The following is a 20,655-nucleotide window of genomic DNA, read 5'->3' on the forward strand; positions in this document are numbered from 1 at the left end:
TTCATGTATTAAGCGTTAGTTAATAACCTTTACTAATGAGACAGCTGAGCTTACAGCCAAAAAGGTCAATTTAGCTAATCACAAACACTCTTAGCTGTCAGCCAACAATTTCTATTTTTACCTATCTAATGGGTCCTATACTCGTAACAATTAAGACAAATTATTTGTTAGAATACGCCATAGTATATTCAGGTGATTTACAAGCTTTAGCGCTAATGATCATTAAAAATTGACAATAACAACACTCAATAAACAACATAGTCGATTCAATCGATACAAAGGTGAGATGTATGATGAAGGTTTTGGTAATAGGTGCCGGTGGACGTGAGCATGCATTGGCGTGGCAATGTGCCAAAGATGACAAGGTTGAGAAGGTGTACGTCGCACCAGGTAATGCAGGCACGGCGCTAGAGCCCAAATGCCAAAATATCGTTTTGGAGAATAAAAACACTGATAATGAACACAGCGCAGTTATAGAGTTTTGTCAATATAACGACATCGATATCGTCATCGTGGGCCCTGAAGCACCTTTAGTAACGGGTATCATCGATGCTTGCCGAGATGCCGGTATTAAAGCTTGGGGTCCGACTGCTTATTGCGCGCAGCTAGAGGGCTCAAAGACCTTTGCCAAAGAGTTTATGCAAAACAACAATATCCCGACGGCAGCTTATCAAGGCTTCACGGATGCAGCCAGTGCCAAAGTTTATGTCGATGAACAAGGCGCGCCTATCGTTATCAAAGCCGATGGCCTTGCCGCAGGTAAAGGCGTTATTGTCGCCGAGACTACTGAGCAGGCTTATGCTGCTATTGATGATATGCTAGCTGATAATAAGTTTGGCGACGCCGGTAGCCGCGTGGTTATTGAGCAGTTTTTGCAAGGCGAAGAAGCCAGCTTTATTTGTATGATTGATGGCGACAACATTTTGCCGATGGCCACTAGCCAAGATCATAAGCGTGCCTTTGAAGGTGACACCGGCCCGAACACAGGTGGTATGGGCGCCTACTCTCCTGCTCCGGTGGTCACCGATGATGTCCATAACAAAGTTATGACGCAGGTCATTCAGCCTGTTGTCGATGCCATGAAAACCGCCGGTCACCCTTACACAGGATTTTTATACGCAGGCTTAATGATTGATGACGCTGGCAACCCTTCGGTTATCGAGTTCAACTGCCGCTTTGGTGATCCAGAGACGCAGCCTATCTTGATGCGCCTGCAATCATCGATCGTGGATTTAGTCGCGGCGGGGCTGGCAGGTCAGCTACCTGATGAGGCTGATTGGGATAAGCGCCCTGCTCTAGGTATCGTGATCGCCTCTAAAGGCTATCCAGAAACTTCGTCTAAAGGCGATGTAATATCAGGCCTACCTGAGCTTGACGATCAACAGTTTGTAAAAGTATTTCATGCCGGTACTGACTTTGCTAAGGAAGCAGATAATCTAGATGCCAATATTAACGCCAATGCTCAAAAAGATAGTGATAGAGAAATTGTCACTAACGGCGGGCGTGTGGTTTGTGTTACCGCGTTTGCAGATAGTATCTCAGATGCTCAGCAAGCAGCTTTGACCGTCGCAGGAGCTATCAGCTTTGAGGGTGCACATTATCGCCGTGATATTGGTCATCAAGCGATTGCTCGCGAAAGCTAAAGCCAGCTTAAAATAAAAATCTGGAATTTTTACTGAGAAACGGCCAAACCCTTATTATCGGCAAGGTGGCGTTGCTGTGATACAATCTTGTGCACTCGCAAGGTTTTTCACTTGCATTCACGGCGACGCACCCACAAATCATTATTAACCTAGTGAATGATTATATTTATGGCAAATGATGTGTATAAACCTACTAATAATAAGCAGTCAATTGATAACCTAAAAACCTCTGGTTTTGAACGTCGGATGTCTATTGCTAAGACTTCGCTAAATATTGGCCGTCGCTGGGCAGGTAATAGCGTGTCCGGCATGTTTTTGGGTAAAGAAGCTCGTTCAGCGCGCAATCAAGTTTTTATGGAAGCGCAGGCTAACTATGTTGCAGAGGAGCTTGGTAAACTCAAGGGTTCAGTAGTCAAGATTGGACAGATGCTAGCCTTGTATGGAGAGCACATTCTACCTCCTGAGATCACTCGCGCGCTGCAAACCCTAAATGACGATACGGCAACCTTGACATGGCCGGGAATAGAGCAAACCTTACGTCACACTTTAGGCGAAAAGTTTGATGAGCTTGATATCGATCAAGTACCTATCGGTACCGCTTCCCTTGCCCAAGTGCATCGCGCTACTATAAAAGCGACTGGCGAAGAGGTGGTATTAAAGATTCAATATCCAGGCGTTGCCGATGCCATCGACTCAGACTTAGCGTTATTTAAGCGTCTATTAAAAGTAAGTAACGCGGTACCACAAACTCGCGCTTTGGACACTTGGTTTGAAGAGATTCGGGATTTACTACATGTTGAGGTCGATTATAATATCGAGGCTGCGACCACTGAGCGTTTTTATGGGCGTCTGCAAGATGATCCGCGCTATGCTGTCCCAAAGATATATCGTGATTTTTCGAGTCAGCGCTTATTGTGCATGTCTTATGAGTCCGGCGTTTCAGTGACTTCACCATTATTACAGGAATTATCTAGTGAGCGGCGTAACGCCATAGGCCAAGCAGCTATCGAGATTATGATGCAGGAGATCTTTGTATGGGGCGAGATGCAAACTGATCCCAACTTTGGTAATTATCTAGTACGCATTAGTGATAGCATGGATGAGCCTGACAAACTAGTATTACTCGACTTTGGGGCGATTCGCCAGTTCGATTATGAGTTATTAACGATTGCTCATGGATTGTTAAAGGCGGGTTATCACCATGATCATCAAACGATGATGGAAGCTATGACTGGCTATGACTTTTTTGACACTATGAGCCAAAAAGTCAGCTCCGATATTGCTAACATATTTTTATTGGCTACCGAACCCTTTAGTGATACGGCTAGTAATCCAGACATTCCGGCTGAAGTCTTAGATGGCAATGAGCGCTATATCTGGTCTAAGAGTAAGCTGCACTCACGTATCTCTGCCGCTGCCTCCACGGCTATGCAGTCTTTTGAATTTAATCTACCTCCAAAAGAGTTTATGTTTATAAGTCGCAAGTTTATCGGCGCTTATACTTTTTTGACGGTGTTAGACGCCCATACTGATTCTGACAAATTAGTGAAGCCGTTTTTATAGTATATATATAAGCCAAATTTTGAACCGCCCTTTAGTGGCGGTTTTTTATTCTGGTTTTTATTTGCTTAGGCTATTTTGTATTTATAGACTTTAGTAGCAATCTTACTTTACCGCTATCAGTGCCTTTTGCCGTATTAAACTCTAAACCATATTAGCTGGCTTGCCACTCATCAAACCTAGTTTGATACCCTTCAGGCTTAGTCATAGTCAGCTGCCAACACTTTTCTTTACGGGCTAAATATTTGATCTCAAAATGGGTACGCTGACTGTTTACTGGCACCTCTTGTCTTATTGCAGGTAAACACCAGAGCGCATCAGCTTGCTGTTCTGCATTGTCCATATACTCCTCAATATTAGTCGCTAATATTATCTCACCGCCGATCTGCAGACGTGATATTAAAAACTCAAAAAATGGCATATTTAGCCACTGCTGATTAGAGTTGTGCTGCTCAGGATTGGGATAGAGTAAGTATATTCGCGTGAGGCTATTCGGTCCTATCGCTTGTACTATCCAAGCGATAGCGTCTGCATGTACGGCAGTAAGGTTTGGTAGCTGCTGCGTCTGAGTCATTTTAAAAAAAGCGTCAAACTTATTGAGAGTGCGCTCAATAGCTATTAGGTGTTTATCAGGGTTTTGCTTAGCAAAGCTTAAAGCATGCATGCCCTTCCCTGCTCCGATCTCAACAACTAAAGGACACCGACTTTTTTGCTTGTTAGCTATTATCTCTGGCAGGATAAAATCACGCGGTTTTGATAATTTTGCAGGCTGGAATGGTCTTTTTTGTTTATGTGATAAGTTTTTTATGTGGGTCATTAATTTCTCTTTATATGATACAGGGTTTATCTTGTAAAGATATTATTGCTTAGGCTATTTATGATAACTCTATTATATTGTCTCTTTGTAGAATTTCGCTCTGGGTTTTGTCGTTCTTTTTAGTATTTGCGACTTAGTCTGCGTTGTCTTTTATAAAGCACATGCTATTATAACGGCTGTTATTTATTAAAATCTAAAAAAGTTGCCTGTTCTTATGACTGACACGACTGATACTCTCCTACCAAAAAGCTACCCCTGCCCGCGCTGCGGCACCCTAACGGCTTGGCAAGACAATAAATCCAAACCTTTTTGTAGTGAGCGCTGTAAGCTTATCGATTTAGGAGCTTGGGCTAGCGAAGAATACACCTTGCCAGCTGAATCCACCCCGTTTTCTGATGAATTATAACGCTAGCGTTTTTGAAGGTCAGTATGGCAGCGCCTAACAGCTGAGCCATGTATTTTAATAAATCACCCTAAAACCTACCCTCTCATATTTATACTTTAAGGATGTCCGTATGTCAGCGACTTATCTGATGCCTACCTATAATCGTCAGCCGATCAGTTTTGTACGCGGCTCAGGCAGTTGGCTCTATACAAAAAACGACACTCCTTATTTAGATGCACTGACTGGTATTGCCGTTTGCGGTTTAGGCCATTGTCACCCAAAAGTCACCGAAGCTATTCAGCAGCAAGCCGCTACTTTGGTGCACACTAGTAACTTATTCGGTATCGACTGGCAAGAGCGAGCGGGTGAAGCGCTATGCATGGCCGCACAAATGGATAGCGTATTTTTTGCTAATAGTGGCGCTGAGGCTAATGAGGCGGCGCTGAAAATGGCGCGGCTTTATGCCCATAATAAAGGCTTTAAACGTCCCAAAGTCGTCGTTATGGAGCACTCCTTTCATGGTCGTACTTTATTATCCTTGTCTGCCACAGCTAATCCCAAGGCGCGTGCAGGCTTCTTTACTTTAGATGAGGATTTTATCCGCTTGCCGTTCGGTGATATTGCCGCTATCAAGCAAGCCGCTATCGATCACGATGATATCTGCGCTATCTTTGTAGAGCCTATACAAGGTGAAGGTGGTTTGAACACCGCTGCTAATGGCTTTACTTATTTAGAAGAACTGCAAGCTGTTTGTGACGCTAATGATTGGCTCTTTATGCTCGATGAAGTACAAACTGGCAATGGTCGTACCGGTAAATATTTTGCTTATCAGCACAGTAAGGCGCGTCCTGACGTATTAACCACAGCAAAAGGTTTAGGGAATGGCTTTCCAGTAGGCGCTTGTTTGGTGCGTGGCCGCGCTAAAGACTTATTCGGTGCAGGCAGTCATGGCTCTACTTACGGTGGCACTCCCCTAGCAAGCCGCGTCGTCCATAGCGTGTACGAGGTGTTATCCAATAGCGGCGTTATGGAGAACGCTGTCTTTGAAGGCCAGTTTATTCGCGATAGCCTAGCTAGCGAGTTGCAGCAATTTGGTATCACGACTCGCGGCGCGGGCATGATGATAGGTATTGTCTTGCCAGAAGAGATGGATTGTAGTCAATTGGTTGATCTTGCCCGTGATGAGCAGCAGCTTATCATCAATGTCACTGGTGGTCATGTCATTCGCTTACTGCCGCCACTCAACATCAGCCGTAATGAAAGCAAGCAAGTGGTTGAGCGTCTGCATAACTTGTTAAGGCCGCTACTTTAACTCTAGCTTTTGTTATGCAGTTTAAAAAATTAGCTAAAAAAACAGAGTTGCAAAAAAGAGCCTTTAGATGAAATAACTCTAAAGACTCTTTTAAATGCTATAAACACAATAAGCAGTAAAGAGGCCCGCCATTCAAAACATCTTAATTCGCGTGAAAGTACTTTTTCAATACTTCTAAACAGCGTGTAATTTTAGCAGGCTGCTGTTCACGATTTAAGGTCACTGCATAAAGTACAAAGCTTGGTAATTGGTAACCGGTTAGAACTTCTACTAAATTTCCGTTTTCAAGCTCACGCTTAACATCCATCTCCATAATTCTAATGATGCCATGACCTTCTTTTGCCAAAGTTAGCGCCATAAAGACATTATTGGTATGGATACGCGAGTCCATTTTGATACGCGTTTTTTTACTAGTTTCTGTTTTTAGGAGCTCAACATAGCTAGCATCTTGCATAATATCGATGACAATAAGCTGATGATCAGCTAAATCTTTTGGGCTCTCTATCTTTTTATGCTGGCGTAAATATTGCGGCGAGGCCACTAGCAGCTGACGCACATCAGACAAAGGATGGCTACTAAGCGCAGAGTCGTCAATACTTGGGCTCATACGCACAGCAATATCGATGCGCTCATCAATCATATCCACGTAACGGTTGTCTGCTAGATAAGTAATACTCAAATCATCGTGAGCCGCCATCCAAGTCGATAACGCTGGTAATATATGATGAACACCAAGCTCAGGCGTGGTAGCAATACGTAAACTACCTGCCAGCTCATCACGCAATTGATTAACTTTTATACGGCCTTGCTCAGCGGCACTAACGACATCTTTTGCCGCTTCATAAAAGCTTTCGCCAGCTTCTGTTAAGCTGAGCTTACGAGTAGAACGATGTAAAAGCACCACGCCTAGTTCGTTTTCTAATGAGCGTATCTGTTGACTCACGGCACTAGTAGTAATGCCAAGCTCCCGCGCTGAGCCACTAAAAGAGCCGTGCCCGACCACACTAGCAAACACGGCCATACCGCGTAAATTATCTAACATATTGTCACCTAAACTCTTTTTTAATTTTTAATATAACTTAACCATTATAACTAATTAAAAAAACTTTACCTATCTTTAATATATCTAAAGCGTACACTTAATGAGTCATATATTTTAATAAAATGATATATATCAATAAAATGACCTTTGACTAAGTTATATGGTTGTCTATAAGAACTTTAAATTTATAGTCATAAGTGGATTCCCAAATTTAGGTGAGCTTCACTTTACCCATTTTACCTTCGCCACGCTCAGTGAGATAACGCATCACTGGTGACGCTAATAGCAGCTCTTGCGCGCTTTGTGCGGCTTGTTCAAGTCGTAACTTTTGACGACTTTCGGGTGTGTTATCTGCAGTTCGCTGAGCACTGTCGTCTATCTCCAAACTGATATCTGCTTGAGTAAACTGCTGTTTAAGCTTCGCGGCTAGCTGCTGAAAAGTGGCTTGTAAATGCTTACTATCAATATTAGTCAAAAAAGTAGAGCGACCATCGCACAGACCAACCATTGTCCCTTGACGAGCTAAAGCTAGCTCATCTGAGGCCAAAACATCCTCTTCGCGTGCAGTCTGTAGCCAATAATCCCACTTCTCAGGCGTCCACTCGCCTGCTAGCTCTTGTGGCGCACAGCGCAGCAGGGATCTTGGATCATCAAGGGCTAACTGAGAGTTGTGTTGAGTATGACTGTGCGAGTTAGTTTGCTGTAAATCTTCAGTAGTATCAGGCTCAATAATAGCTTCTAGATCAGCGCTAGGCTCTAGCTCGACAGTAGCTTCCATTTCCGTTTCAGCAACGGTTTCTAACGTTAAATCAGGAGTATCAACTGCTTCGTTACCTATCCCTTGTCCTTGATTTGGTATTGGTTCAAGTTCAGTAGTAGGTTCAATTTCAGCAATAGATTCAGTCTCAGCAACAACTGCAATCTTAGGCTCAACAACAGACTCAACAATAAGCTCAGGTTCAGTAGCGGTTGCTACTGGTGAATTAGCAACTTCAGCGTTTTCATTCTCTATATTTTGCTTATGATCTGGCATTGCTTCATGCTCAGACTGGTTCTCAACGCTAGCGTTTTCAGAGTCTTGCTCTTCATAACTTGGCTCATAAGTGTTTTCATGATCGATGTCATAGGACGTTGAATCCTGTTGCGAGCTGACTATAGAGCTTACCACAGGAGTAGTCTTTCCATCACGAGCAATGCTAGACGTCAATACCTCATCAGTCGGCAGCGGACGAAAGGCTAGCAGGCGCAAAATACACATCTCCAGCGCCTGCATGGGAGTACTCGCCAGCTTAATGCCTTCACGAGCTTGCACCACAATCTCATAATATAGCTGCAATACATCAGGGCTTATACGTTGTGCCAACTCATTGATCGTTTGTGCTTGCGCTTCATTGACGTTTAGAGCCACCTCAGGCAACAGCTGAGTCAACGCCAATTGATGCAGCAGCTCAGCCAGTCCATCGAACATACTAGAAGCATCAACCATTTGCGCGCGCATCTGCTCAATATGTGCGGCTACCGCTACTGTATCATGATGATAAATGTCAGTAATCAAGCGCACTAAGTCTGCAGCATCAATCAAACCAAGCATGGCATTGACCGTCTCATCATCAAGCGCTCCTTGCCCAAAGGCAATCGCTTGGTCGGTCAATGACATGGCATCGCGCACTGAGCCCTTCGCTGCGCTCGCCAGTTGCCAAAGAGCGGGCTGCGTGAAATGCACTTGCTCTTGGGTTAATACCTTTGCCAAATGCTCACTAAGCAAAGTCTGCGGTAAGGGCCGAAGCACAAACTGTAAGCAGCGCGAAATAATAGTAACCGGCAGCTTTTGTGGATCAGTCGTCGCGAGTAAGAATTTGACATGCTCAGGTGGCTCTTCTAAGGTTTTGAGCAGCGCGTTAAAGCTGTGCGTCGATAGCATATGCACTTCATCAATGAGATAAACCTTGTAGCGTCCTTGGCTTGGTGCATAAGGTACATTGTCTAATAGCTCGCGGGTATCTTCAACTTTGGTGCGAGAGGCCGCATCGATCTCAATAAGGTCAATAAAGCGTCCTTGATCGATAGCCACGCAGTTATCACATATTCCGCAAGGCGTGCTAGTAATGCCCGTATCACAGTTCAAGCATTTCGATAAAATACGCGCAATAGTGGTTTTACCGACGCCGCGAGTACCGGTAAACAGATAAGCATGATGCAGACGATTATAGTCAATTGCATTGATCAAGGCTTGTGAGACGTGTGTCTGCCCTACAAGCTCATGAAAGTTTTTTGGGCGATATTTTCGAGCTAAAACTTGATACTGTTGCGTCATAATAGTTGCCAATATAGCAGTGCCAAATAAGAAGTATAGAGGTTTATCATTAACAGATGGGCTTAGGTATTGATAATCATACTTTTAGTAATACCTATTTCTAGCAATACCTGTTTTTAGTCATAAAAGTATAGATCGTTTGCAAACGCCTATAATCTGTTGTTTATGTCGTTTAAACAGAATTGAGTCACTTATAGATACTAAGACTGTAATTTTAACTCAGCTAATTGCTCATATAAGCGCTGCATTTCTGCATTTATAATGGCGCCACTTTGATAAAAAATATCAATCATTATTTCAGTGTTTACGCTTTCCTTAGAGTCTCTATTTTCTACCCCAATTAAGAACAAATCTTCCATAATAGGCTCTTGGAGATGCGCATTGAGCTCTGATAATAAATCTCGATAGTTGGCACGAACCTTATCAGCGCTAAGCGGGCTACTTTCGTATTGCGCGTAAAACACCAGCATATAGTGGCAACCAGAGCGATTATAAGAGGGCTGATGATCGATATAACCATTCCAACGCGCTTGTCCATCCTTATACTTATAGTCTAATATTCGCTCTACCAAACTGGCATAAGTATAGATGGATTCATCTACTAATAATTCAACTTGCTCTTTTGGCAGAGGCGATCCTGCTTCATAGTAATCTTGCACAAGGCTATTAAAAAGCTTGTACCACATGTCAGACTTTTTAAGAATATCGGCGGATACTCCCTCAATAGACGCTGATGTCGAAGCATGCATTATCTCCAGTAAACGCGGCTCAATCTGGTCTAACAAGTTATTTTCTACTAGCTGTTGCTGCACTTGTAGCGCTTTTTGATAAAAGTCTGCTGATTGTAAGAAATCTTCTAAAAGTGTCGACTCATCAGTAAAGGACTTAAGTGCTGTCAAATGGCTGCGGTGAAACTGTAAAAATGCCGTGACATCGGCAGGAGTTTTTAATTGTTTTAAAATTTTACTGAAATTATGCTGACTAAATATCTGTAAAATCCTTTCCTCATCATCCAAATCGAGCACACAGTCCTCTGCAAAGAACGGACTACCGTACTCGTACTGCACGTCATGTAACGAGCTATTGCTCTGAGTGTTGCCTTGATTATTCAAATGCTTAATCGTTAGGGACGTTAGACCGATAAAATATACAGCTTTATCCGCATTTAGAGTGCTCTGCCTATCCATGAGGCTCTCGTTGCTTAAGTAGACTTGCGCATGGCGCTTCATCAGCTGATTAACAACATCCTTTCTCCAAACTCTTATCTGCGAGGCATCTATATCGTATTGACTAACCTCAGCTGTGACCTCATTCACTAGCACATAAAGCACCGCTTCGGAGAACTCAAAAACAAAGTCATAGCCTTGAAAATAATCCCTGCTAGTAGCGTTTTGATCACTGACTTCATACAAAGATAAAAAGCTTTGACGAATCAGTGCCTGCCAAGATGAAGCGCTTTGCGAATTTTCCATAATATCCCTATAAATGATATCCCTATAAATAACTTCTCTAAAATCGTTGCTCGTAACTAAGCCGCATAGGGCAGTATCGAATCTTTCCCTATACGGTTACTCACCAGCATTATTTCAAAAACTGACGATGATTATATCGTCAATTAAACGTTATAGTAGATTTATGTCCAATAAGCAACTAATTGCCAAATTAGCCTCGAAGACTAGTCTTCGATCTTGCGGCGCATGTGCGGGAACAATATCACGTCACGAATACTAGCCGAGTCGGTAAATAACATCACTAGGCGATCGATACCGATACCCTCGCCGGCAGTTGGTGGTAAACCATAAGACAAAGCTTCGATATAATCCTCATCGAAATGCATCGCCTCGTCATCACCCGCGTCTTTTTCAGCAACTTGGCCACGGAAACGTTCTGCTTGATCGGCAGGATCATTTAACTCGCTAAAGCCATTAGCCAATTCACGACCACCGATAAACAGCTCAAAGCGATCGGTAATCTCAGGATTATCGTCATTACGGCGTGCCAGCGGCGAGGTCTCTGCCGGATATTCGGTGATAAAGGTTGGCTGACGCAATTGGTGCTCAGCGGTCTCTTCAAAGACGATCGTTTTGAGTTTACCAACGCCAAATACATCGTTCACGGGTTGCTTAAGGGTATTGCCAACGTAGTCTGCCAAATACTCTCGATCGTCAATGCGCTTCATATCAAAGCCCTCAGCGTACTGAGCGATCGCATCAGACATCGATAAGCGCGCGAACGGCGCTTTTAGACTAATAGCTTCGTCTTGATAAGTCAGCTCAGTAGTGCCTAAAATATCAATCGCTAACTTATGGAATAAACGCTCGGTCAGATCCATCAAGTCATGATAATCCGCATAAGCTTGATAAAACTCAATCATGGTAAATTCTGGGTTATGGCGAGTCGATACACCCTCATTACGAAAGCTGCGGTTAATCTCAAAGACTTTTTCAAAACCGCCAACCACCAGGCGCTTGAGATATAGCTCTGGAGCGATACGTAAATATAACGGCATATCCAAGGCGTTGTGATGAGTCTCAAACGGACGAGCTACGGCGCCGCCTGGTATCGGATGCATCATCGGTGTCTCTACTTCCATAAAGCGCTCATTCAGCATAAATTGACGGATACCGCTGATGACTTGGCTACGAATCATAAAAGTATCGCGCGTCGACTCATTAGTCATCAAGTCTAAATGGCGATTACGATAACGTGCTTCGATATCGGCTAAGCCATGGAATTTATTAGGCATAGGACGTAGCGCTTTAGTCAACAGCGTAAACTCTTCAATATGCACATAAAGATCGCCTTTGCCCGAACGCCCAATATAACCTGATACTCCAACGATATCGCCCAAGTCTAGCGATTTAATACTAGCGCGTGTTTCTTCATCTAGCTCTTTGCGAGCGACGTAGAGCTGAATGCGTCCCGTCATATCTTGAATAACAATAAAAGAGCCACGATTGAGCATCACTCGTCCTGCGACATTAACTTGCGTCTTCTCACCATTGGCCGCTTTTTCTTCAATCTCTTGCTTGTCGATACCTTCAAACGCAGCTTGCAAATCCTGCGCATAGTCAGTGCGTTTAAACTGGTTGGGATAAGGGGTTTTACCAGAAGATGCAATATCATCAAGCTTAGCTTGCAATTGTGCGATGAGCTCATTGGCTTCCTCGACGGTAGGCGCTTGTTGTTGGTCTTGATTGTTTTGATTGTTGGGCTTTGACATAACATTCTCAAATTTGATGGGTTTGTTCTTTTTGGAAACTGATAAAACTATGATACTAGATTAAAAGATTCTAGGCTAAAAACCTAGCCTACGCCGAAAGCTAAGCTTATGAAATAGCATAAGACTACTCACCGCCTATACTCGCCATCAGATCGGCCTGATGTTCGCGTAATAGCGCATCTAGAAGCTCATCTAAATCGCCTTCCATAATGGAATCTAGCTTATAAAGGGTCAAGTTAATACGGTGATCGGTCATGCGCCCTTGCGGAAAGTTATAAGTACGAATGCGCTCGCTACGATCGCCGCTACCCACAAGGTCACGGCGCATCTCATCTGCCGTATCAACTTGCGCTTGTACTTTGGCTTGCTGAATACGCGAGATGAGCATTTGCATCGCTTTGGCGCGGTTTTTATGCTGGCTGCGTTCTTGCTGACATTCTGCTACTACCCCAGTAGGGATATGCGTTAAGCGTACCGCTGAGTCCGTTGTGTTAACGTGCTGACCACCAGCGCCACTTGCGCGAAAAGTATCCATCTTGATATCAGCAGGGTTAAGATCGACGCTGTCATCAATCTCAACCTCTGGCATCACCGCTACCGTACACGCTGAGGTATGCACTCGGCCTTGACTTTCGGTCTCAGGTACTCGCTGTACACGGTGCGCACCTGACTCAAACTTTAGACGACCATAGACACTATTGCCCGAGATGCGGCTGATGATTTCTTTATAGCCGCCATGCTCACCTTCATTGGCAGACAATACTTCCATCGTCCAGCCTTGATTTTGCGCGTATTTTTGATACATGCGAAACAGGTCCCCTGAGAAGATAGCAGCTTCATCACCGCCCGTACCCGCACGAATTTCTAGGAAAGCAGGCACTTTATCATTAGGATCTTTTGGCAGCATCATGACGTTGAGATCTTCTTCCATCTTAACGATAGCATCACGAGCGCTATCAATCTCATCTTGCATCATCTCTTTCATTTCAGGGTCTGATGCGTCCTCAAGCATAGCTTCGGCGTCGGCTTGATCGGTCTCCGCACGGCCATAATTGAGCCACAAAGTAGTAATATCCATCAAGTCGCTGTGCTCAACGGATAGCTCACGAAATTTATTGTTATCGCTGATGACACCGGGGTCGGATAACAAGGCGGTGACCTCTTCATAGCGGTCTACCATTTGATCTAAGCGCAGGCGTAAGGATTCTTTCATAAAAAATCTTTTTATTAGCTAAGTAAAATAAGAGAGCAATTATAGCAAATTTTTGCCCTTATATTAAAAACACTGAGTAATCTTCTTGTTTAAGCCCTAAACTACATGTCTATAAAGGTATAAGCTCATGCAAAACCAAAAAAATAGCCAAGAGTACTCTTGGCTATTATTAAGATAAATCTAATATTACTTTAACTCGCTTTATACCTTACGTACCAACACCGAACCAATAGAGTAACCGGCACCAAATGAGCAAATCACGCCCAAATCACCTGATTGTAAGTCATCCTTATAACGGTGAAAAACAATCATGGGACTTGCCGAGCTGGTATTGGCAAACTCATCGATGACACTTGGCACGATAGCCTTATCTGCTTCTTTCCCCACCACCGTGCGCAAGATTAAATCAAGCATATTAGCATTGGCTTGGTGTAGCCACATCATCTTCACATCATCAGCTGCTAAGTCGTTTTCTGTTAAATGCTCGGTGATAATCTCCGACACTTTTGGACAGACTTCCCGGAAGACTTTACGACCATTTTGTAGAAACAATTTATCCGTTACTGGATCTTTGATATCTGGATACATCTCAGTCTCAGCGGCCAAGAACTCGGAGCGATCCATAAAGCCATATTCGTTCTTGATGTTGGTTGAAAACTGAGTAAATAGCTTAGAGTTTAGAATCTCATAGCCTTTTGGAGTGTCTAACTCCTCAACGATACTAGCTGTTGCCACATCGCCAAAGATGAAATGGCTGTCACGGTTACGCCAGTTCAGATGCGCTGAGGTAATCTCGACGTTGACGACGGCGACGCGCTTAGCTAGTCCCGAAATGATAGAACCATGCGCTTGCGATAAGCCGAAAGTAGCGGCGCTACAAGCGACGTTCATGTCATAAGCAAAACCGCCTACCATACCGATAGCGTCCTGAATCTCGATGGAGACCGCAGGATACGTGCGCTGAAAATTAGAACAGGCTAAAATAATGCCATCTAAATCGTTCGCTTCAAGCCCTGCATCCGCTAGGGCGTCATTCAATGCGGCCACACCCATTTCGGCCATAACCGATAGCTCTTCGCCCAGATTACGATAAGCGATAACGGGCGCCATAATCTCAGGGTCAAGAATGCCGTCTTTTTCCATCACATAACGTGATTTAATGCCTGAGACTTTTTCGATAAATTCAGCCGATGAAGGCTCAAGGGCGGTGACAGTGTCATTAGCAATATCGTCAGCATGTTGTTGGTTATAGTTCTCTACATACTGATTAAAGGACTCAACTAGCTCTTCATTACTGATGCTATAGGGAGGGATATACAGGCCAGTGCCGGTGATACAAGTCGTCATGATAAGCTTCCTTGTCTACTACTGTGTTGTCTTTGATGAGCATAAAATTTGTGAAAATAAGAATCATTAGTTATGAGAGTCTTTTTTCAGTGAATAACTGTAAACTTAAACGGTTGTTGTTATTATGCCTGATTATTATAATTTTGCTAATAGTTTGTTACAAATAACTATCAACTACCTATTGGCTGTATAGATTATCGCTGTTGTGCTTAGCTAAGCTATAATAAGACAATCTGAATATGATTTATGACTGACCTCACGCTATTAGACTTCTGGAAACTACCATGGTAGAACTTTTTAATTGGCTATTTGGTCAATATGCGGACTACTCCACCCTATTTATTAGCTTAGAGTTAATCGCTGTCAGCTTCGGCGTCGCAAGCGTATTGTTGGCTAGTCGGCTCAATGTATTAGTATTTCCCATTGGTCTTATTAGCACAGCGATATTTGTCTACTTGTTGTGGCAATGGCAGCTGTTTGGCGATATGTTTATCAATGCCTATTATACCGTTATGAGCTTGTACGGCTGGTTTAATTGGACTAAGAATAAAGCCAATATTCAGCAGAATACTGGAAACAATACTAAGCACAGCTCTGAGCATGAGGTACAAGTTGAGCATATTAACAAACAGGATCTGCCGATATTAGCGCTATTGGCAGTAGCGACTATGGCCTTTGTCGCGTTAGTATATTATTTTAGGCCCGTTATTAATAATAGTTTTAGCTTCGATGGCGTCGTTTTAGATCTAGCCTTATTTACTTGGGTGGATTATACCGATATGCTCACCACAGCGCTGTTTTTGATGGCGATGTGGCTGATGGCTCGGCGAAAAATCGAGCACTGGCTGCTGTGGATAGTCGCTGACGCTATCTCCGTTCCCTTGTACTTTTATAAAGGCTTTACTTTCACCGCATTTCAATATGTGATATTCACCTTGATCGCAATTTGGGCTTATTATGAATGGCAACAACGCTACCGCAGTCAGTCCTTGTTTGAGGCAACGTACGCCTAATTCTGTCATAACAGTGGCTATTTTGGGCGCAGAGAGTACCGGAAAAACTACTTTATGTCGTGATTTAGCCGAGCACTTTGATAGCCTGTGGGTACCTGAATATATGCGTACTTATTTGCAGGCGAAATGGAATCAGCAGCAATCGACTTGTACTTGGGAGGATTTAATTCCTATCGCCCAAGGTCAAATTGAGCTTGAGAACAGGCTCGCTCAGCAAGTCGCGCAAACAAATAACATAGCCGATAACCGTTATTTATTTTGTGATACCAGTCTTTTTGAGCTGATGGTTTATGCCAATTGGTATTATGGCGACTGCCCAAACGAGCTGACCCAAGCAGCCCTAACCCATAATTATGATTTGATTTTATTAACAGAAGTAGACACGCCTTGGGTTGCTGATGATTTGCGTGATAGTCCTTACGATCGTAAGGCTATTAGTACGCGCTTTGAAAATGAGTTGAATGGTTATCATAAAGCGTTCCGACGTATCGGTGGCGATAGAAAACAGAGAGTCCAACAAGTAGCAACTTGGTTAGAAAGTTTAACTTAATTTTGCTTAGGCTATTTATAAAAGCTAAGCTATTAAAACAACGTCAAAACCTGCCAATATCAGTCAGCCAATTTATTTTCATAAATTCTCCATCTTTCTTGCATTTCTTTTTAGCATAGCTCCTCTACGCTGTTATTTAATCTTATCGGCTTGTTAGCTCAGTCGACAATTAAATCATCAGCTTGAGGATAATCCGCATGCAAAAAACCCTATTTATAAAACTCTCTATCATCGCTAGCCTCTGTGTGATCTTCGCTATTGGCCTGACGATGTTCAGTACTGTCATTACCGAAAGACAGTACTATGCCAACTCTGTGGTCCGCGAAATAGCCGATCAGCATGTTAATCCACAAGAGATTATTACTCCCTTCATTGCCATTCCGGTCACAACGACACCAGAATGTACAAGCGCCGCCGATAAAGCGAATAAATGCGCGCCGCCTTTCACAACCATAAAGACAGTATTCGCAGCGCAAACCTCAACTACTCAAAACCTTGCCGTCAGTACCGACACTTATCAGCGCGGCATTTATCACGCGACTAGTTATAATGGCGATATAATCTTTAAGCAAAGCTATAAGCTGCAGACAAGCAATGAAACTGTAAATTCCTTAGCACCAGCTGATTTGAATATAACCCAAAATACAGATGCAGAAGCTATTGAGACTACTGATGTGCAAACCAACCTATTGAGTGCTACTGTAGCGAATAATACCTTATCATCTGCCAGACAGACGACTACTCATTGGAATCAAGCTAAGCTTATCATTCCAGTGTCAGACTTACGCGGCGTGCCCACCTTGCCTACCGTCACCATCGACAAGCAAACTATCAAGGCAACTTATCCCAGCATGTCTATGCTTAACGGCTTGAGCTACGTAGAAGTTGCCTTACCAAGAAATGTTATAGCTCAATTAAAAGCCAATGCTACGACTGCGTCTATCACCGCAGACAATAGACTTGACGCTAACGAAAACATTAAGATCAATATTGATTTGCCTCTATCCGGTATTAGTAATCTAAACACTGTACCTACCGGCTCAAACTTTGACTTGAGCATGCAAAGCAACTGGCATGCGCCCAACTTTATAGGTAAAGCCTTACCGAATACTAAAGACTTTAGCGCTGAGGGCTTCACTGCTAATTGGCAAAACCAGTATCTTACTGTGGCTAATAATCAATATTTATCGCAGTGCTTGAGCACGCCAAACAACAGCTGCACCGTTGATAGCAAGGCGCGCTTAGAGAGTGGTCATTATGCTGATTATGAGGCGGCGGCAGTCGTCGTACAAGAAGCTTCCGGTAGCATAGATAGCGTCAACCACAGCAACCTAAATAGCGTGCGTCTAAATAGCTTTGGCGTCAGTTTCGCAGAACCTAACGATGTTTATTTACAAACAGAACGTACCATGAAATATGCTCTACTTTTAATTTTGATCTCATTTGGCACTTTCTTTTTATTCGAAGTGATTAAATCTAGTCGTATCCATCCGATTCAATATTTGTTAGTAGGCTGCGCGCTATTGACCTTTTACGTCTTATTATTACCTTTGGCTGAACAAATCGCTTTTTGGCAAGCTTATGCTATTGCTGGCAGTAGCTGCGTTGGGCTGATCGGTTGGTACACTTATTATGTCTTAGACGGCGTCAAACGTGCGGTTATCTTTACGACTATATTAGCCGGTCTCTACGCCGCCTTTTACGGTATTCTCACCACCGAGGATTTAAATTTGCTGTTAGGCGCGGTATTCTGCTTTATACTTCTCGCCTGCGTCATGATTATGACCCGTAAAATTGACTGGTATAAAGTCGCTTAGCTAAAGGCTGCTAAATATAATACCTATAATCTTGCTATCAGTGCTGTGATAGCAAGAGTTACTTGAGCCTAGCAATAACCAAAACACACAGACAAAAGTGTAAGAGCGGTTAACAATATAACTGACATTCTAAACGATTGATTGAGGTCTTCCGATGGCATTTATCACTAAACCTAGAGCTACTGTAGCAGTTATTTTATCTTCGATCTTTCTTACGCTGACTTTAAGTGCTTGCCAAGCTACCCCTATAGCTCAAGCGGACGATAAACCAGCAACCATGAGTACGACTATTATTAATCAAGCGAATAAAAGCACCATGAAGCAGGCGCCTTGGAGTAAGGTTCCTATTAGTGATAGCGAAATTGATACAGTTTACCGGCAGGAATGGTTAAAGTCCGAAAGCCGAGGTACCTGTCCTATTTTAGCGCTACCAAAACAATCTTCAGCACATTTGCAAGGTTTCAGCGCACGCCGAGCTAACTTCGCTGGGGGTTGGGGTGTGGCTTATGACCTGCCTACTCTACGCAGTGCTTATGGCGTCGCCAATACAGGCACGCTTGATCCGAATGAGTCTTATAATAACTGGCCATTCAATGTGGTGTATCGAGATGGCAGCATGGCAAGCTACGGTCATGAAGGTGGTAACCCTGAGGCTAATTGGCTAGCCTATATCATCATAACGCAGAATAACTGCTTCTATAATGTTTGGAGCGCGCAAAGCAAAGCGCATTTAGAGCAAATGATCGCAGATTTACGTCTAGTAAGCGCGCGATAGCCTCTTTATTATGATTTTTGCTATCGCTCTAATTAGAGTGTTGTGACATTAGCTTAGGGTCTAACTTTTATCCAAGTTTAACCGCCTCTTTTGAAGCTTAATGAAGCTCAGTACTAAAGGATTATTTTGAAAGCTACTGTTTATACTATCATCGCCCTGCTCGCCTTTGCCGCCAATTCTTTGCTATGCCGAATGGCCTTAATTGAAGATGCTATCGATCCTTGGAACTTTACAATTTTGCGGCTGCTGAGTGGCGCTATTTGTCTAGGCTTTATCATAACCCTTCATACACATCGCCTAAAACACCAAGTACAAACCGCTACTTCTTTCAGCAGTGCCTCTAGCACTGACAATAATAACAACGCCTCTACTGCTGCTATTTTAGCTGATAGAGGCAGCTGGCTTAGTAGTATCAGCTTAGTAGTGTACGCGCTTTGCTTTTCGCTAGCTTATGTCGATCTAGATACAGGCACTGGGGCGCTCATATTGTTCGCCGCTGTACAACTGACGATGATAGGTTGGGGTATTTACCAAAAGGAGCAATTGACTGTGCTGCAGTGGCTAGCGCTAGCTTGCGCGCTTATTGGCTTTGTATATTTGATGCTCCCTTCAGCGGCTATACCCTCCTTTACAGGCGCTCTGACTATGGCGCTTAGCGGTATAGCATGGGGCATCTATAGCATACGCGGCAAAGCTTGTTTCTCGCCGCTACGAGCCACAGGGTTTAACTTTATTAGAAGCTTAGTCGCTATTCCTTTTTTATTAATAGTCGCTATTAGCTATTGGGTAGAGATAAGTATGCAAGGGGTGATGCTAGCAGTCATATCAGGCGCGATTACTTCTGGCCTCGGCTACTGTATATGGTATGTGGCTATGCCATTATTAAAAAATACTCAAGCTGCGGTGGTGCAGCTTTGTGTACCGATAATCGCAGCGTTAGCAGGTGTTTTGTTTTTATCAGAAACTCTGAGTCTACGCTTTATTATCGCTAGTATCATTATTTTGGGAGCGGTACTAGTGTTTGTGTTGAATAAGCAGCCTGATAACTATAAAGACTCTGCTGTCATTATAGAGTCATAACTAGAGCTTAATTATTCAAATCTAGCTAGCTTAAAATTTAAACTTATACACTTTGAAACACGATGTTTACGAGACAGATATCAAATGATAACGAGAATATTTTTATTAAAGTGTAGGATACTCGTTGGGATTTAAACACTTCATTCTTAAATTTCTTGAGGAAAGTTATGAAAAAATTATTAGTACTAACACCAGCTGTTTTAGCTTTAGCCGCTTGTGCGAACAATCCATTCGTGGGTAATGATCAAACAGGTGCTACTAATCAAGTCGTCAACTCTTATACTTGCGAAGGTAATGGTAAAGTCACGGCAGCTTATGCTGCAGACGGTAGCGCTGCTAACTTGAATATTACTATGCCAAAATTCGGTATTAGCAATCAAAAAGTTATCATGACGCAAGCGGTATCTGGTTCTGGCGCACGCTATGTTAATAACGACAATCCTAAAATGAACCTACAATGGCAAACCAAAGCAGACTACGGCATCATCAGCGCAAAGCTCGCTAATGGTAAAGAATACAGTGTAAACTGCACTATGTAATCGATAAGATACCATTCATGAATAA

Annotated in this window: 17 protein-coding genes; 10 read left to right on the forward strand and 7 right to left on the reverse strand. The window is 43.2% G+C overall.

Features of this window, described 5'->3' with window-relative positions:
* Window positions 1–293 precede the first annotated feature (293 nt).
* Together purD and ACS8E3_RS02415 are read left to right on the forward strand one after the other, a co-directional pair.
* The gene (purD, locus tag ACS8E3_RS02410) at window positions 294–1,643 is read left to right on the forward strand and encodes a phosphoribosylamine--glycine ligase (RefSeq protein WP_439241331.1); all 1,350 of its coding nucleotides are present in this window, start codon (window positions 294–296) and stop codon (window positions 1,641–1,643) included.
* Between the two features lie 168 nt (window positions 1,644–1,811).
* Window positions 1,812–3,206 (forward strand): ABC1 kinase family protein, encoded by a 1,395-nt coding sequence (locus ACS8E3_RS02415; RefSeq protein WP_439240857.1) that lies wholly within the window; start codon window positions 1,812–1,814, stop codon window positions 3,204–3,206.
* A gap of 151 nt (window positions 3,207–3,357) precedes the next feature.
* Here ACS8E3_RS02415 and ACS8E3_RS02420 read toward each other — a convergent pair whose 3' ends face one another.
* A complete protein-coding gene (locus ACS8E3_RS02420) occupies window positions 3,358–4,020 on the reverse strand; it encodes a class I SAM-dependent methyltransferase (RefSeq protein WP_439240859.1) in 663 nt (220 codons plus the stop codon).
* 214 nt (window positions 4,021–4,234) lie between these two features.
* On the opposite strand from ACS8E3_RS02420, the gene ACS8E3_RS02425 reads away from it, so the two are divergent.
* Both ACS8E3_RS02425 and ACS8E3_RS02430 read left to right on the forward strand, forming a co-directional pair.
* On the forward strand, window positions 4,235–4,426 hold the full coding sequence (locus ACS8E3_RS02425; protein WP_439240861.1) for a DNA gyrase inhibitor YacG: 192 nt from the start codon (window positions 4,235–4,237) through the stop codon (window positions 4,424–4,426).
* A 109-nt stretch (window positions 4,427–4,535) separates the two neighbouring features.
* Window positions 4,536–5,717: an aspartate aminotransferase family protein gene (locus ACS8E3_RS02430; RefSeq protein WP_439240863.1), complete on the forward strand. Its 1,182-nt coding sequence runs from the start codon at window positions 4,536–4,538 to the stop codon at window positions 5,715–5,717.
* Window positions 5,718–5,859: 142 nt separating this feature from the next.
* Here ACS8E3_RS02430 and ACS8E3_RS02435 read toward each other — a convergent pair whose 3' ends face one another.
* The 6 genes from ACS8E3_RS02435 to ACS8E3_RS02460 form a co-directional block, all read right to left on the reverse strand.
* Entirely contained in the window at window positions 5,860–6,759 is a 900-nt protein-coding gene (locus ACS8E3_RS02435; protein WP_439240865.1) for a LysR family transcriptional regulator, read from the reverse strand.
* Between the two features lie 211 nt (window positions 6,760–6,970).
* The gene (gene dnaX, locus ACS8E3_RS02440) at window positions 6,971–9,073 is read right to left on the reverse strand and encodes a DNA polymerase III subunit gamma/tau (RefSeq protein WP_439240867.1); all 2,103 of its coding nucleotides are present in this window, start codon (window positions 9,071–9,073) and stop codon (window positions 6,971–6,973) included.
* 200 nt (window positions 9,074–9,273) lie between these two features.
* Entirely contained in the window at window positions 9,274–10,545 is a 1,272-nt protein-coding gene (locus ACS8E3_RS02445) for a hypothetical protein (RefSeq protein WP_439240869.1), read from the reverse strand.
* A gap of 203 nt (window positions 10,546–10,748) precedes the next feature.
* Complete coding sequence (gene lysS / locus ACS8E3_RS02450) at window positions 10,749–12,296, reverse strand: lysine--tRNA ligase (protein WP_439240871.1); 1,548 nt, start codon at window positions 12,294–12,296, stop codon at window positions 10,749–10,751.
* A gap of 124 nt (window positions 12,297–12,420) precedes the next feature.
* Entirely contained in the window at window positions 12,421–13,509 is a 1,089-nt protein-coding gene (gene prfA, locus ACS8E3_RS02455; protein WP_439240873.1) for a peptide chain release factor 1, read from the reverse strand.
* Between the two features lie 201 nt (window positions 13,510–13,710).
* Entirely contained in the window at window positions 13,711–14,856 is a 1,146-nt protein-coding gene (locus ACS8E3_RS02460) for a beta-ketoacyl-ACP synthase III (RefSeq protein ID WP_439240875.1), read from the reverse strand.
* Between the two features lie 284 nt (window positions 14,857–15,140).
* Here ACS8E3_RS02460 and pnuC point away from each other — a divergent pair, with 284 nt between their 5' ends.
* From pnuC to ACS8E3_RS02490, 6 genes are all read left to right on the forward strand, one after another.
* Entirely contained in the window at window positions 15,141–15,869 is a 729-nt protein-coding gene (pnuC, locus tag ACS8E3_RS02465) for a nicotinamide riboside transporter PnuC (RefSeq protein ID WP_439240877.1), read from the forward strand.
* The gene (locus ACS8E3_RS02470; protein WP_439240879.1) at window positions 15,814–16,419 is read left to right on the forward strand and encodes an AAA family ATPase; all 606 of its coding nucleotides are present in this window, start codon (window positions 15,814–15,816) and stop codon (window positions 16,417–16,419) included. Before pnuC ends, ACS8E3_RS02470 begins: the two co-directional genes overlap by 56 nt.
* 197 nt (window positions 16,420–16,616) lie before the next feature.
* Window positions 16,617–18,236, forward strand: a complete 1,620-nt coding sequence (gene creD, locus ACS8E3_RS02475) for a cell envelope integrity protein CreD (protein WP_439240882.1) — start codon at window positions 16,617–16,619, stop codon at window positions 18,234–18,236.
* 154 nt (window positions 18,237–18,390) lie between these two features.
* Window positions 18,391–19,011: a hypothetical protein gene (locus tag ACS8E3_RS02480; protein ID WP_439240884.1), complete on the forward strand. Its 621-nt coding sequence runs from the start codon at window positions 18,391–18,393 to the stop codon at window positions 19,009–19,011.
* Between the two features lie 126 nt (window positions 19,012–19,137).
* Window positions 19,138–20,091 (forward strand): DMT family transporter, encoded by a 954-nt coding sequence (locus ACS8E3_RS02485; protein ID WP_439240886.1) that lies wholly within the window; start codon window positions 19,138–19,140, stop codon window positions 20,089–20,091.
* 167 nt (window positions 20,092–20,258) lie between these two features.
* A complete protein-coding gene (locus tag ACS8E3_RS02490; protein WP_439240888.1) occupies window positions 20,259–20,630 on the forward strand; it encodes an MliC family protein in 372 nt (123 codons plus the stop codon).
* The last annotated feature ends 25 nt before the right edge of the window (window positions 20,631–20,655 follow it).

This window comes from Psychrobacter sp. 2Y5 (assembly GCF_051847375.1).
Lineage (GTDB): Bacteria > Pseudomonadota > Gammaproteobacteria > Pseudomonadales > Moraxellaceae > Psychrobacter.